Here is a 15012-nt window from a genome sequence, read left to right as displayed (position 1 = left end):
CTAACAAGGAGTATCATTTTCACAAGAGGGGGTCTATTATGCCTGTTTGCCAAAACTGTGGTACAAAATGGACTTGGAAACAAACGATAAGAAGGTTATTTAGATTGAATTGCCCATACTGTGAAACTAAGCAATATGAGTCTGCTTCATCTAGATTTAGAAACGGGGGATTAGCTCTTTTACCGTTAGTCTTGATATTACCAATTAATGTACTATTCGATTTTTCAGTAGGTACAACTATTATTATAGGAATTATTATTACATTAGCGATCTTGGGTCTATATCCCTTTGTTTTAAATTTGTCTAACGAAGAAGAAGCATTTTGGTAACGTACAGGTAATGAATATGAAGCTATAAGGTCGTTTTTTTAATAAGATTATTTTTTGGTATTCATCAAATAATCAAATATACATAAAAAGCCCGACATTGTTATTAATAACAATGTCGGGCTTCATCTTTAGTGACCCGTACGGGACTCGAACCCGTGTTACTGCCGTGAAAGGGCAGTGTCTTAACCGCTTGACCAACGGGCCTTAGTATTAAAAAAATAGCGGCGGAGGGAATCGAACCCCCGACCTCACGGGTATGAACCGTACGCTCTCGCCAGCTGAGCTACACCGCCAAGTTTTAAATCTGCTCTGTTGAGCACAAAGATTATAGTACAATACGAGAGTGCGTGTGTCAACAAGATTTCAACGATTTCTCTTGTAAATTTTGTTGATGTTCATCAACCTTTGTAAAAGCATGTACCTTAAATCTTATTTGTACGCTTATTTCATCAATTAACGAAAGGAAAAGTCGAAAATTTTTTCCATTGCTACTCGTGATTTTGACAAAGTTTTAGTCATATTCGTGATTAACTGTGCATATAAGGGGTGGTGATGACGTGAGTTCTCTATCAAAACGATCTATATTCGCCAGTAATCGTCGCCTAAACGAAACGATGCCAGTACTCAATAGGTTGGCAAAGTTTTTGTATCAATTGATGATTACGTACGGACTATTATGGTACTTATTAGGATTATTATTAGGACGAGCCATTATATTATCGGACATTTCGCCGTTTGCGATCGCTTTCTTGGCTGTTACAGCAGTTACAAAACGGTCGTTTGCTCCATTGACGATGTTGTGTATGATATTAGGGGCTTTAACTGTTAGTATCCCACACGCAGTTTTTATCAGTTTGAGCAGTTTGTTGATGCTGATGATTGACCATCATTGGGGACAAACTCGTTCAAAACGTCTGAAGTGGTTGGCTTTGACAAGTGGTGCGAGTGTTGTGTTAGCAAGGCTAATGATTGTTGCCTTTGAAGGTGTTTTTACGATTTATGATATGACGATGTTTGTGATTGAAGGTACGCTTGCTGGGTTTTTAGTGATGGTATTTTTGCAAGCGTATCCATTTAATTCGCTAAAACCCCCGCGTGCGAAATTCAAAGTAGAAGAAATGATCTGTGCCATGATATTAGCGACAGCTGTGTTAACAGGCATGGTCGGATTAACCATCAATGGTATTGCGATTGACCAGATCATGGCGATCTACATTGTGTTATTTGCTGCTTTAGTAGCGGGAACGACGGCAGGTTCGGCTGTAGGCGTGATGGTTGGTTTAATGTTGAGTTTGACGAGTGCTATTGAACTTTATCAGATTAGCTTATTAGCCCTTATCGGGTTATTAGCTGGATTATTAAAAAATGTTAACAGAACTGTGATGACGTTCGGTGCACTTATTGCTGCATTATTAATTGGTATTTATAACATTGAAATGATGTCGCTACACAATCTGTTATGGCAGACCGTCATAGCAGCTGGTTTATTTTTGCTGACACCATCCATGCTTGGTAAGAAAGTGGCTAAGTATGTCCCTGGAACGGAAGAAGCACAAGCGGAAAACGAGCAGTATCTACAAAAAGTTCGAGATGCAACAGCGAACCGAGTAGAACGATTCTCGGAAATGTTCGAAGCTTTATCGGATAGTTTTGCTTCGATTGAAACGGATACGACGAAGTTTGATGACATGCATGATGTGGACGAGTATTTGAGTCGGGTGACGGAGAAGACGTGTCAAACCTGTCTTAAAAAACAGACTTGTTGGGTGAATCAATTTGATCGTACTTATCCTGTGTTAAAACAAATGATGATGGCGATTGAAGAACGAGACTCATCGCAACTTAATTTTCAAATGGGGAAATTGCGGAATTTCTGTGTGAAAAGTGATCAAGTCGTGGATCAAATGCGTTATGAATTCTCATTTTATAAAGCGAATAAGCGGTTAAAACAACAAGTGAGAGAAAGTCGTCAGTTTGTATCGGAACAACTCAATGGTGTATCAGAAGTGATGAATAATTTCGCGACAGAAATGGTAAAGGAACGAGAAGATTATGTTTGGCATGAACAAATGATTCGCCGCGTGCTTTATGAGAACCGTTATTCATTGGAGCATCTGGAATTATTTTCGATTGATAAGGGTAATATTGATTTAGAAATGACACTCTATTTTAACGATTATCACGGAGAAGCAGAAAAAGTCATTGCCCCGCTGTTATCGGATTTATTAAATGAAACAGTCGTAGTAGACGAAGAAACGGCTTCTTCAGAACGGCATGGTGATCGGACGTTTGTTTTTAGTTCGGTGAAAAATTATCAGTTAGCTTCTGGAGTAGCTCACGCAGCGAAACAAGGCAATCTATTATCAGGCGACACATATATGACGTTGCCGTTAGGAAAGAGTCGCTTTGTTTTAGCGATTAGTGATGGTATGGGAAATGGCGAACGGGCTTATTTAGAAAGCTCGGAAACATTGAAACTACTCAAACAAATTTTACAATCGGGTATTAATGAACAAGTCGCTTTACAGTCGATTAATTCGATTCTATCGTTGCGAACATCCGATGAGATCTATGCGACGCTTGATCTGGCTGTGATTGATTTACAAGAACCACATGTGAACTTCTTGAAGATTGGTGCTATGATGAGTTTTATTAAAAGAGGCGATGCTGTCTACCCGATTGAATCGGGCAACTTACCGATTGGTATTTTAGAAGAATTCGATGTCGAACCTGTTTATGAATCGCTCAAAGATGGCGACTTACTCGTTATGGTGAGTGATGGGATTTTAGAGACTGTGGCAACTGAAGATAACCGAGAAATGTGGTTGAAACGGAAAATTCGTGAGCTTGAAACAGATGATCCTCAAGATGTGGCAGATTTAATATTAGAAGAAACGATTCGTAGTCATCACGGGGCTATAGTCGATGATATGACCGTGTTAGTGACAAAAATTGAAAAGAGTCGACCGAAATGGGCTTCATTCTCTTCGGTGGCTACGGTTTAATGACGTATATTTCTATTTTTGACTGTCAACAATGATTGTAAATGTTGAAGGAGGCGTTGGCAGTTGAATAAAGGTAGTGTTAGTCAGATTCTATTAATCACAGATGGTTGTTCCAATCAAGGAGAAGATCCAGTAGCTGTTAGTCGTCACATTGTATCAACAGGGGTATCTGTTAATGTGATTGGTGTATTAGATGACGATCAAACAGAAGAACCGATTGGCTTGCGTGAAGTCAATGAAATAGCTGAAGCAGGTAAAGGGGTTAGTCGAATCGTATATGCGGATGATTTATCCGAAACGATGCAAATGGTGACCCAACAAGCTATGACGCAAACGATTCAAGGTTATGTGAATCAAGAACTAAAGAGTATTTTAGGTGATGAAACAAATGAAGAAGCTTTGCCACCTGAGACAAGGGGTGAAGTACAAGAGGTTATGGAAGATTTAAGTGAAACAGTTGATTTAAATATGGTGATTCTAGTGGATACGAGTGCTAGTATGCAAACGAAAATGTCAGCTGTGAAAGAGGCCTTAGATGATTTAATGATCAGTTTAGATGCAAGACAAGGTCAATTCATGTATACGGTTTACCAATTCCCGACTCGTAAGCAAGTTGTGAAGTTGCTGCTTGATTGGACGGATGATGGTAAACGGATTGCTAAGGTGTTTCCGAAGTTTGCTGTGGGTGGCATTACCCCTACTGGTTCAGCATTGCGTGAAGCGGCAAAGGCCTTCCATATTAGTGAACAAGATGATGTAATGAGAGGGGCAGCATATGATGTCATCGATCCATCCTACCGTTCGTCTAGCTAATGGGACGAAGATTAATGGTCTGTGGCATAAAAGACAGTATCAGATTAAACAGCTATTAGGTGAAGGTGCGCGAGGATCAACTTACCTTGTTGAAGCATCGGGTAAGAAAGTGGCTTTGAAAATTAGTCGCGATCCATCCGTTGTTACGGCTGAAGCTAATATTTTAAAGAAATTGCAACGGGCCCAAAGTATTTCACTTGGGCCCTCTTTAATCGATGTAGATGATGGTTATCTTCCTAATCGAATGAAGCAAAGCTTTTACGTGATGGAATATGTGCAAGGTAAACCTATGACAACGCTAGTGGGAAAGTTATCATTAGTTGATCTTGGACGATTAATGTCACGACTCTTATCTGAACTCCATCAACTTCATAGCATGAGTTATATTTTTGGTGATTTAAAGCTAGATAATATGATTTTTGATGATAGCTTGAAACGAATTCGGTTAGTGGATGTTGGGGGTGTTACGCAGGTAGGACGTGGTATTCGAGAATATACGTCGATCTATGACCGAGGGTTTTGGCGGCTAGGTGGACGAAAAGCTGAACCAACCTACGATCTGTTTGCCTTGGCGATTTGTTTGATGCACGCTGAACGCCCGTTGAAATTTGATTCCAACGGTCAGCAACAAATACTTTGGCGCTTCTTATCTAGTAGCAAGCGGATTACGCCCTTTCAACAAGTGATCAAACAAGCCTTATTAGGAAAATACCGTGACGCTTTGCATATGAAACGTGATGTTGATCAAGTCGTGCAACATTTAATCCGCTCTCGCCCAGTCCAACAACGCACGACTAAAGTAAATAATAGGCGCATCAGTGAACGTGACTTAATTACATTGAGTGGAATGGTGGCGTTTAATGGATTCATGATCTATATATTATTATAGTCGCTCCCGCTGTTAATTGAATGAGGATTTGGTATAATGGTACGATAAAGTGGTGATGAATCATCAAAAGGGCGGCTTGTCTTATGGAAGAACAAGTAAAACAATTTATCCAAGAGCAAGGGCTAATTCAACAAGGTGATGAACTTTATGTTGCTGTATCAGGGGGCGTTGATTCCATGGCGTTACTCCATTTACTGTACAACATACAATCAGATTGGAATTTAACCCTTACAGTCCTAACAGTGGATCACCAGTTACGCGGTGAAGAATCTGAAGCGGACAGTTTGTTTGTGGGTGAACAAGCTACCAACTTATCCATTCCTTGTCGCTTACTTAAAGTTGATACTAAAGATTATCAACAAAAGACCCAAACAGGTGTACAAGAAGCAGCGCGAACATTACGTTATGATGCCTTCGCAAAGGAAGTAAGTGAATCTGGAAAACTTGTTTTAGCCCATCATGGTGATGACCAAATTGAAACGATGTTCATGCGCCTAAGTAAAGGCGTCTTTCCAAGAGGCATGGAAGCTAGTAAACAGTTAGATTCACTTCACGTTATTCGTCCTTTGTTAAAGGTGAGTAAGGAGCAGATTAGGGATTATGTCAATCAACATTCGATTCCTTTTCGTGAAGACCCAAGCAATGCTTCGGACGACTATACGCGCAATCGTTTCCGTCATCAGCTGTTACCATTTGTTCAATCAGAGAATCCTAATATACATAATAGTGCTATGGACCTTCATCATGAATTAACCGAAGATCATCAGCTGTTAAATGAATGGGCTGAGGAACGTATGATGGCGATTAGCCAATTTTGTGAACAAAAGGTGACCTTTTCAATTAATTTTTTTGAGGCCCTACCATTACCTTTACAAAGGCGAGGCTTTCATCTAATATTAAACTATCTTAGTGTAAGTAATCAGTCTTATCGTCGTGATTTTCAATCGTTTAAAGAATGGTTAGCATCTGAAACGCCTAATAGTGAATGGACGTTACGACAAGGATTAAAGGCTATTAAATCATACGATACGTGTACGGTGACAACCCAGACGCTCGAATCGAGGAGTTATGAGATTCCATTGAATATTGGCGATCTGAAGCGGCTACCTAATGGGTGGACGATACAGGTTCAAGAGATAAGTTCTGAATATAGTAAAACACTCGATTTAAATGATCGCGTCATGGTTGGCTCAAAATCAGATGTGTCATGGCCGTTAACCGTTCGAACAAGACGTCCGGGTGATCGTATAAGACCTAAAGGATTAAATGGCCATAAAAAAGTAAAGGATATTTTCATTGATGAAAAAGTTCCTTTAAATGAGCGTGATACATGGCCGGTGGTGACAGATGCAAATGGTCGTGTGTTGTGGATTCCTTTATTAAAACAGAGCGATTGGGCTGATTTATCGGATACACGTCATATCATACTTTCAATCGATGAAAGTGAATCATAGGGGGATTTGTTTTGCATAATGAAATTAAAGAAGTCTTGATTTCTGAAGAGGAAATTCAAGCGAAAGCAGAAGAATTAGGAGCGCAAATCACACGTGACTTTGACGGGAAGTTCCCTCTGGCAGTAGGTGTCTTAAAAGGTGCTATGCCGTTTATGAATGATTTATTAAAACGTGTTGAAACGCATGTGGAAATTGACTTTATGGATGTCTCAAGCTATGGCGGCGGCATGGAATCATCTGGGGAAGTTCGCATCGTGAAAGACCTGGATACACAAGTTAAAGGTCGCGATTTGTTGATCATCGAAGATATTATTGATAGTGGCTTAACATTAAGTTATTTAGTCGACTTATTTAGGTATCGTCAAGCGAATTCCATTACGATCGTGACATTGTTAGACAAGCCATCAGGTCGTAAAGCTGATGTGTTTGCAGACATTGTAGGTTTTGAAGTACCAGACGCCTTTGTTGTTGGTTATGGACTGGACTTTCAAGAGCGTTATCGAAACCTTCCGTATATCGGGGTTTTAAAAGAAGAGATTTATTCATAGTTATTGTTTGAGGTAGGTAAAATAATTATGATAACATAAGTTTAGTTTTGCACTTAAATAAGGAAACAAGCAATGAACTATAGATGATGGGTAGACAGCTTAGTTTGCACATAGCTTAGGAGGAGGTTAGTGATGAATCGGGTGTTCCGAAATACCATATTTTACTTAATAATCTTTTTAGTTGTCATCGGAATTATCGGAATGTTGAACAATCCGAGTCCGGAAACGGAACAACTCACTTACGATGAATTTCAAGAGGTCTTAGAAAATGACCAAATTGAAGAATTAAACTTACAATATACGAACTTTGCGTATGATGTAACGGGTGAATATCAGCCTGGTGATACGGGAGAAACTGAATCATTCAGTGCTGAGATTCCAGCGACTGAAGAAATCGTTAATAATGTTCTGGATACAGCTCGAGATCAAGGGTTAGTCGATGTTCAAGCAGCTGAGGAACCAAGTGCTTGGGCGCAATTTTTCACAACACTTATTCCGTTTTTAATTATCTTTATCCTGTTCTTCTTCTTACTTAGCCAGATGCAAGGCGGCGGTGGCCGTATGATGAACTTTGGTAAGAGTAAGGCGAAGATGTATACTGAAGATAAGAAACAGACCAAATTTAATGAAGTAGCAGGTGCTGATGAAGAGAAACAAGAGCTTGTAGAAGTTGTTGAGTTCTTGAAGGATCCGCGTAAATTCTCTGAATTGGGCGCGCGTATTCCAAAAGGGGTTTTACTTGTCGGCCCTCCAGGTACTGGTAAGACATTACTTGCGAAGGCAGTAGCTGGTGAAGCAGGTGTACCATTCTTCTCAATCAGTGGTTCGGACTTCGTTGAAATGTTTGTCGGTGTTGGTGCGTCACGTGTACGTGACTTATTCGAAAATGCGAAGAAAAACGCACCGTGTATTATTTTCATTGATGAAATTGATGCAGTTGGACGTCAGCGTGGCGCTGGTGTCGGCGGTGGTCACGACGAACGTGAACAGACATTAAACCAATTACTTGTTGAAATGGACGGTTTTGGTGTCAATGAAGGTATTATTATGATGGCGGCGACAAACCGCCCAGACATTCTTGACCCAGCGTTATTACGTCCTGGTCGTTTTGACCGTCAAATTCCGGTACAGAACCCAGACGTTAAAGGACGTCAAGAAGTCTTACAAGTCCACGCACGTAACAAACCATTAAGTGAATCAGTGGACGTTAAAGCGATTGCGTTAAGAACACCTGGATTTACAGGTGCAGACCTAGAAAACTTATTAAACGAGGCAGCTTTAGTTGCTGCACGTGCTGACGCTAAGAAGATTGAAATGGAACACGTCGATGAGGCGATTGACCGTGTGATTGCAGGTCCTGCCAAGAAGAGCCGTGTCATTTCTGATAAAGAGAAAAACATTGTCGCTTACCACGAAAGTGGACACACAGTTATTGGTATGGTGCTTGATGAAGCCGATATGGTTCATAAGGTAACAATCGTGCCACGTGGTCAAGCTGGTGGTTATGCGGTAATGCTTCCTAAAGAAGACCGTTATTTCCAAACGAAACCAGAATTGCTTGATAAGATCACTGGCTTATTAGGTGGTCGTGTTGCTGAAGAATTAATCTTCGGTGAAGCAAGTACTGGCGCTCATAATGACTTCCAACGCTCAACTAACATTGCCCGTAAGATGGTAACTGAATTCGGTATGAGCGAGAAGTTAGGTCCATTACAATTTGGTAGTTCTGGAGGCCAAGTCTTCTTAGGTAAGGACATTCAGAATGAACCAAATTACAGTGATCAAATCGCTTATGTGATTGACCAAGAAGTTCAAGCAATTATTAATGATTGTTACGAACGTGCTCACAGTATCTTGTCAGAGCATAAAGAGCAATTAGAAATCATTGCGAAAACATTACTTGAAGTTGAAACACTTGATGCTCGTCAGATTAAAGGTCTTTTCGAAGATGGCGTTTTACCAGAGCCACTCGAAGAAGAAGAGGTTGATGAGACTCCTTCTGAACAAACATCTGAAAAGACTGAAACAGATGGTCAAGATGATTCAGATGACAATCAAGACGTTCAAGTTAATATTCAATCACAAGATGAGTCCTCAGATGAGACTGTTTCAAATGAAACAGCTAACGATGAGACTACTTCAGATGATGAAGCATCAGATGACGATCGTCGTAAAGAATAACCAAGTTATATCAACCTACCCTGAATGATTCAGGGTAGGTTTTTTGTTGTTGGTTTAGCTTGAACCGTTGTTGAATTGTGATCCGCTCCCGGTGGACGCTTTCCGTGGGCACGGCTCGAGCCTCCTCGGCCGAAAAACGCGGCCTGCGGGGTCTCGAGACTCGTGCTGTTCCCACTGGAGTCGCCACCTTCGCTCCTCACAATTCAACAACTTAGTGCTTAACTAATTAAATTCACCACTAAAAGATAAAAGGTTGTTATACCGCTAATTCATTGAGATTTTGAGTAGGTTTCACGACAAAAACTGAGTGTTTGTGGTATGATTTACGTTGAATGAAACATCAAGCTAATGACGCGTTATTAAATTGTTATAAAGAAATGGTGTGACAGTATGATATTTGTGTTAGACGTAGGCAATACCAATACCGTTATGGGTGTGTTTGAACAAGACAAATTAACTTACCAGTGGCGCATTGCAACCGATCGTCATAAAACGGAAGATGAATACGCCATGCAGGTGAAAGCTTTGTTGCAACACCACGGGCTATCATTCGATGACTTTGATGGTGTGATTATTTCATCAGTGGTGCCTCCGATTATGTTTTCTTTAGAGAAGATGTGTGAAAACTACTTTCACATAAAGCCATTGATTGTAGGTAGCCAACGCGTGGATGCTCATTTGAAAATGGCTTACCCGAATCCTCAGGAAATTGGTGCAGACCGTATTGTTAACGCAGTTGGTGCCATTAAAATGTATGGCGCGCCGGCTGTTATTATTGATTTTGGGACGGCGACGACCTATTGTTATGTCAACGAAAATGAAGAATATGTAGGTGGAGCGATTGCGCCTGGCATCAATATTTCGACCGAAGCTTTGTATGCTAAAGCGGCTAAATTGCCACGCATTGAGATTGGTCGTCCTCATCAAGTGGTCGGGCAATCAACGGTAGAAGCGATGCAATCAGGAATCTATTATGGCTACGTCGGCCAAGTGGATGCTGTCGTGAACCAATTTAAAGCTCAAGCTAATCAAACGCCAACTGTTGTCGCAACAGGTGGCTTGGCTAGATTAATTGGTAAAGGATCTGAAACCATTGATTATGTCGATACTGAACTGACATTACATGGTTTATATGAGATATATTGCGCGAATGAGAAAGGAGATTAATCATGAGTGATTATTTAGTTAAAGCAACTGCATTTGACGGACAAGTCCGTGCTTATGCGATTGAATCAACACAATTTGTAGGTGAAGCGTGTCGCCGCCATGATACATGGCCAACTGCATCAGCGGCCTTAGGTCGAACGATGACTATTACGTCGATGATGGGCGCTATGCTTAAAGGTGATGATAAGTTGACGGTTAAAGTTGAAGGTGACGGTCCGATCGGTGCCATTGTTGCAGACGGAAATGCAAAAGGTGAAATACGAGGTTACCTCAAAAACGCACATGTCGATTTTGACTCAAATGAACATGGCAAATTAGACGTTCGCCGTGCTGTGGGTACAAACGGTACGATTGGCGTCGTGAAAGATATAGGACTAAAAAATAATTTCACAGGACAAGTTCCGATTGTATCGGGTGAAATTAGTGAAGACTTCACGTATTATTTTGTGACATCAGAACAAGTTCCGTCAGCTGTGGGTGCGGGTGTTTTGGTTGATACAGATTATTCGATCTTAGCTTCAGGTGGTTTTATTGTTCAAATGATGCCTGGTGCGACTGAGGAAACCATCTCAATCGTTGAAGAACGGATTAATCAAATGACAACTGTTTCAACACAAATTCAAGAAGGTAAAAAACCAGAAGATATTTTGGAAAGCTTTTTTGAAGGACATGAATGGCATATTGTTGAACAACAAAACGTTGAATTTAGTTGTTCATGTTCTAAAGAACGTACGGAAAATGCGATTGCTTCACTTGGAAACGAAGAAATACAGTCGATGATTGAAGAAGATGGTGGAGCAGAGGCAACTTGCCACTTCTGTAATGAGGTCTATCACTTATCAGCAGACGAATTGAGCGAATTAAAGAGCTAATTTTTTAGTTAGTGTGGAAAGGGGAATCTTCATGCAAGATACTCAGCCTATGAACCAGTCGCTTCAATTATTCGATCAGACAATGGTTATGGGAATTCTAAATGTAACACCCGATTCATTCTCGGATGGTGGACAGTTTAATGATCTAGAACGGGCTGTGGCACAGGCGGAGCAAATGGTAGCAGATGGTGCGACAGTAATTGATGTCGGGGGGGAGTCTACACGCCCTGGACACACGCCTGTTTCAGCAGAAGAAGAAATTGATCGAGTGGTTCCCGTGATTCAAGCGTTAAGCGATCATATATCTGTACCCATTTCAATTGATACGTTTAAAGCTAAAACAGCTGAAGCTGCGGTTCGAGCGGGTGCGACAATCATCAATGACGTATGGGGTGCTAAGCATGACCCAGAGATTGGGGCTGTTGCAAAGAAATATAACTGTCCGATCATTTTAATGCATAATCAAGCTGAATCAGATTATGACGATCTAATGGATGACATAAAAACCTCTTTGAAGGAATCGATTGAAATCGTGAAACAACAAGGGGTTAATGACGAGCAAATTATTTTAGACCCTGGCGTCGGTTTTGGTAAAACACATCAGCAAAATTTACTCGCCATGCGACGTATGCAAGAACTGAAAACACTCGGCTATCCGATTTTACTAGGAACCTCACGTAAATCAATTGTGGGTAAAACGCTGGGTTTACCTGTTGAAGAACGATTAGAAGGAACGATTGCAACGATTTGTCAGGGTGTAAGCCAAGGTGTTGATATTGTACGGGTTCACGATGTGAAGGAAGTAAAACGTGCAGTAGACATGATGGATGCAATGCTTGGTAAAGGGTGGAATGAACATGGACAAGATTAAGTTAAATGGCATGATGTTTTATGGGTATCACGGTTTGTTTCCAGAAGAGAATAAGTTAGGGCAACGTTTTACAGTCGACTTAGAGCTTATGTTGGATTTAACGTCATCAGGTAAAACTGACAACATGGATGAAAGCATAGATTATGGTCAAGCCTATGAAGTCGCTCAGGCTGTTGTTGAAGGTGAAGCGTATAACTTAGTGGAAGCTGTTGCTGAAACTTTGGCTGAAGACATGTTTCGAGCATTTTCAATTTTAGAAGCGATTAAAATCACAATTGATAAACCAGGTCCGCCAATCCCAGGTTATTACCAATCGGTTGCAGTTAAGATTGAACGGGAGCGCCCTTATGGCTTATCGTAGTTATATTGCTTTAGGATCGAATATTGAACCGAGGGAAACTTATTTGAAAGAGGCTATTGAAGCTTTATCTCAAGATCAGGACGTTGAGCTTATAGCATTATCAAAGGTCTACCAAACTGCACCAGTTGGTTTTCTTGATCAAGGAGCTTTTCTAAACATGGTGGTCGCTGTTGATACCACCTATGAACCGTTAGAATTATTAGCGTTAACGCAATCGATTGAGGAGTCTGTCGGCCGTGAGAAAACGTTTCGAAACGGACCAAGGCAGATCGATTTAGATATTTTGTTATTTGCTCAGACGACTTTAGAAACCGAGCGTTTAACGATTCCTCATCCACGAATGACTGAACGTGCTTTTGTGTTAGTGCCTTTGTCTGATCTGGCTAAACATGAAAAAATTAACGATAAAACCGTTCAAAGCTATGTGAATGAACTTGATTCTGAGGAACTTGCTGGTGTAGAGTATTATGCAGAACATATTTGAATAAACGATGATCTAACCTTCTGTTTAATGCGCCTGGTGGTTAAACTAGATTATCAGGTATCATGAAGGATTACTTAATAGATAGAGGTGAATAATGTGTCAGAAGAAATGAATGACCAAATGCAGATGCGACTTGAAAAGTTAAAAACATTACAAGAATCTGGCATCAATCCATTTGGTGATAAATTTGAGCGTACCCATCTAGCTAAAGATTTACAAGCAGCCTATGATCAGTATAGTAAAGAAGAGTTGGAAGAAATGGAATCTGAAACCACAGTTACCGTCGCTGGACGTATTATGACGAAGCGAGGTAAAGGTAAAGCAGGATTCGCACACATTCAAGATTTATCAGGACAAGTGCAAATCTATGTTCGTAAAGATCGAATTGGTGAAGAAGCTTATGACATTTTCCAATCAGCTGACCTAGGTGATATTGTCGGTGTTTCAGGTGTTATGTTTAAGACTAAAGTTGGCGAACTATCCGTTAAAGCAGATTCATTCGAATTTTTAACCAAATCACTGCGTCCATTACCAGAGAAGTTTCATGGTTTAAAAGACGTCGAACAACGTTATCGTCAACGTTATCTTGATTTAATTACGAACTTAGAAAGCCGAGATACGTTCGTATTAAGAAGTAAGATCTTACAATCTATGCGCCGTTACTTAGATGACCAAGGCTTTTTAGAAGTTGAAACACCGATGATGCATTCGATTCCAGGCGGTGCATCGGCGCGCCCATTCGAAACGCATCATAATGCTTTAGATATTCCTTTATATATGAGAATTGCCATTGAGCTCCATCTGAAGCGATTAATCGTGGGTGGTATGGAGAAAGTGTATGAAATTGGCCGAGTCTTCCGTAATGAAGGAGTTTCAACACGTCATAATCCAGAATTCACTATGATCGAGTTATATGAAGCATTCGCTGATTACCATGATATGATGGATTTAACAGAAACACTAATTGCTCATATTGCTCAAGATGTACTTGGCTCAACAACTGTAACTTACGGCGAACATTCAGTTGATTTATCATCTGGTTGGAAACGTTGGCACATGGTTGACGCCATTAAAGAATATACAGGGGTAGACTTCTGGCAAGACCTATCAGATGAACAAGCTCAAACATTAGCGAAAGAACATGGTGTTGATGTAGATAATAATATGACATTTGGTCATATCGTTAATGAATTCTTTGAACAAAAAGTCGAGGAACATTTAATTCAACCAACCTTTATTTACGGACATCCTGTTGCGATTTCCCCGTTAGCTAAGAAGAATGATGAAGATGGCCGTTATACCGATCGTTTCGAATTATTTATAGTAGGTCGTGAGTATGCCAACGCATTCTCTGAATTAAATGACCCAATTGACCAGCGTGAACGTTTTGAAGCGCAAGTGAAAGAACGTGATGCAGGTAATGATGAAGCCCATCTCATGGATGAGGACTTTTTAGAAGCTCTAGAATATGGAATGCCACCAACAGGTGGATTAGGGATCGGAATTGATCGATTAATCATGTTATTAACTGATTCGCCATCAATCCGTGATGTATTACTCTTCCCACAAATGCGTCATCGTTCTTAAATGATTATGTATAGAAGAAGCCAAGACTTACCACACTATTGAAGGTGTAGGTAAGTCTTTTTTATGGTTGAGAACAAGAATTATTCATATTGCATAGAATGACATGGTGACCGAAAGAGGATGTTAACTAACTTAGTAGTTATTAGAGGTAAAAAGAAGCTGTATTTGTCAGAATTAATTTACATTAACAAAACTATTGCGTATGATTTTCAGGCGTGATACATTATTAATTGTCGCGTTGAGAGACGCGCTAATGACAGTGATTTGAAGGAACATAAAGCAAAATCAAATCACAAAATAACTATTGACTTTCTAACCAATAGTTGTTATATTTAAAAGGTCGCTTTTTGAGAGCAAAATCGATTCAAACAATCGATTAAAAAGATTAATAAAAAGTTGTTGACTTCCGGTTTTCAACTTGGTATATTAGTCATTGTCGCTTTCGAACGCG

At 40.3% G+C, this 15012-nt stretch carries 13 protein-coding genes and 2 tRNA genes; 13 read left to right on the top strand and 2 right to left on the bottom strand.

Annotated features, from left to right (window positions below; genetic code table 11):
• Positions 1-38 precede the first annotated feature (38 nt).
• Positions 39-329, top strand: a complete 291-nt coding sequence (locus tag FHR85_RS10190; protein WP_208379659.1) for a TIGR04104 family putative zinc finger protein — start codon at positions 39-41, stop codon at positions 327-329.
• Between the two features lie 132 nt (positions 330-461).
• Here FHR85_RS10190 and FHR85_RS10185 read toward each other — a convergent pair.
• A tRNA-Glu gene (locus FHR85_RS10185) sits at positions 462-533 on the bottom strand.
• Positions 534-548: 15 nt separating this feature from the next.
• Positions 549-622, bottom strand: a tRNA-Met gene (locus FHR85_RS10180).
• A gap of 264 nt (positions 623-886) precedes the next feature.
• Between FHR85_RS10180 and spoIIE the strand changes: the two genes are divergently transcribed.
• The 12 genes from spoIIE to lysS all read left to right on the top strand — a co-directional run bounded on the left by spoIIE (position 887) and on the right by lysS (position 14561).
• A complete protein-coding gene (gene spoIIE / locus FHR85_RS10175) occupies positions 887-3334 on the top strand; it encodes a stage II sporulation protein E (RefSeq protein WP_167262861.1) in 2448 nt (815 codons plus the stop codon).
• A gap of 63 nt (positions 3335-3397) precedes the next feature.
• On the top strand, positions 3398-4147 hold the full coding sequence (locus FHR85_RS10170) for a vWA domain-containing protein (RefSeq protein ID WP_167262859.1): 750 nt from the start codon (positions 3398-3400) through the stop codon (positions 4145-4147).
• Entirely contained in the window at positions 4110-5036 is a 927-nt protein-coding gene (locus FHR85_RS10165) for a protein kinase domain-containing protein (RefSeq protein WP_167262857.1), read from the top strand. Before FHR85_RS10170 ends, FHR85_RS10165 begins: the two co-directional genes overlap by 38 nt.
• 83 nt (positions 5037-5119) lie before the next feature.
• Positions 5120-6490 (top strand): tRNA lysidine(34) synthetase TilS, encoded by a 1371-nt coding sequence (tilS, locus tag FHR85_RS10160; protein WP_167262855.1) that lies wholly within the window; start codon positions 5120-5122, stop codon positions 6488-6490.
• Positions 6491-6501: 11 nt separating this feature from the next.
• Positions 6502-7038 carry a hypoxanthine phosphoribosyltransferase gene (hpt, locus tag FHR85_RS10155; RefSeq protein ID WP_167262853.1) on the top strand — a complete coding sequence of 179 codons (537 nt, stop codon included), beginning with the start codon at positions 6502-6504 and terminating at the stop codon, positions 7036-7038.
• A gap of 132 nt (positions 7039-7170) precedes the next feature.
• Positions 7171-9219 (top strand): ATP-dependent zinc metalloprotease FtsH, encoded by a 2049-nt coding sequence (gene ftsH / locus FHR85_RS10150; RefSeq protein WP_167262851.1) that lies wholly within the window; start codon positions 7171-7173, stop codon positions 9217-9219.
• Between the two features lie 390 nt (positions 9220-9609).
• Entirely contained in the window at positions 9610-10386 is a 777-nt protein-coding gene (locus FHR85_RS10145) for a type III pantothenate kinase (RefSeq protein ID WP_167262849.1), read from the top strand.
• Positions 10387-10388: 2 nt separating this feature from the next.
• Positions 10389-11258, top strand: coding sequence for an Hsp33 family molecular chaperone HslO (gene hslO / locus FHR85_RS10140; protein WP_167262847.1), 870 nt, complete (start codon positions 10389-10391; stop codon positions 11256-11258).
• A 31-nt stretch (positions 11259-11289) separates the two neighbouring features.
• Complete coding sequence (gene folP / locus FHR85_RS10135; RefSeq protein ID WP_167262845.1) at positions 11290-12129, top strand: dihydropteroate synthase; 840 nt, start codon at positions 11290-11292, stop codon at positions 12127-12129.
• Entirely contained in the window at positions 12116-12490 is a 375-nt protein-coding gene (folB, locus tag FHR85_RS10130; protein ID WP_167262843.1) for a dihydroneopterin aldolase, read from the top strand. Before folP ends, folB begins: the two co-directional genes overlap by 14 nt.
• Positions 12477-12974, top strand: a complete 498-nt coding sequence (gene folK, locus FHR85_RS10125; protein WP_167262841.1) for a 2-amino-4-hydroxy-6-hydroxymethyldihydropteridine diphosphokinase — start codon at positions 12477-12479, stop codon at positions 12972-12974. Before folB ends, folK begins: the two co-directional genes overlap by 14 nt.
• 96 nt (positions 12975-13070) lie before the next feature.
• A complete protein-coding gene (lysS, locus tag FHR85_RS10120) occupies positions 13071-14561 on the top strand; it encodes a lysine--tRNA ligase (protein WP_167262839.1) in 1491 nt (496 codons plus the stop codon).
• Positions 14562-15012: the final 451 nt, after the last annotated feature.

Source organism: Alkalibacillus almallahensis (genome assembly GCF_011761495.1).
Taxonomy (GTDB): Bacteria; Bacillota; Bacilli; order Bacillales; family Alkalibacillaceae; genus Alkalibacillus; species Alkalibacillus almallahensis.
The sequence above is the reverse complement of the archived record's forward strand: the minus strand, read 5'-3'. Positions and strand labels throughout refer to the sequence as shown.

Excerpts from the sequence above, each read along its gene's own strand:
- folB (WP_167262843.1), top strand. The coding sequence starts at position 12,116 with ATGGACAAGATTAAGTTAAATGGCATGATGTTTTATGGGTATCACGGT.
- folP (WP_167262845.1), top strand. The coding sequence starts at position 11,290 with ATGCAAGATACTCAGCCTATGAACCAGTCGCTTCAATTATTCGATCAG.
- ftsH (WP_167262851.1), top strand. The coding sequence starts at position 7,171 with ATGAATCGGGTGTTCCGAAATACCATATTTTACTTAATAATCTTTTTA.
- folK (WP_167262841.1), top strand. The coding sequence starts at position 12,477 with ATGGCTTATCGTAGTTATATTGCTTTAGGATCGAATATTGAACCGAGG.
- hslO (WP_167262847.1), top strand. The coding sequence starts at position 10,389 with ATGAGTGATTATTTAGTTAAAGCAACTGCATTTGACGGACAAGTCCGT.
- FHR85_RS10165 (WP_167262857.1), top strand. The coding sequence starts at position 4,110 with ATGATGTCATCGATCCATCCTACCGTTCGTCTAGCTAATGGGACGAAG.
- tilS (WP_167262855.1), top strand. The coding sequence starts at position 5,120 with ATGGAAGAACAAGTAAAACAATTTATCCAAGAGCAAGGGCTAATTCAA.
- FHR85_RS10145 (WP_167262849.1), top strand. The coding sequence starts at position 9,610 with ATGATATTTGTGTTAGACGTAGGCAATACCAATACCGTTATGGGTGTG.
- FHR85_RS10190 (WP_208379659.1), top strand. The coding sequence starts at position 39 with ATGCCTGTTTGCCAAAACTGTGGTACAAAATGGACTTGGAAACAAACG.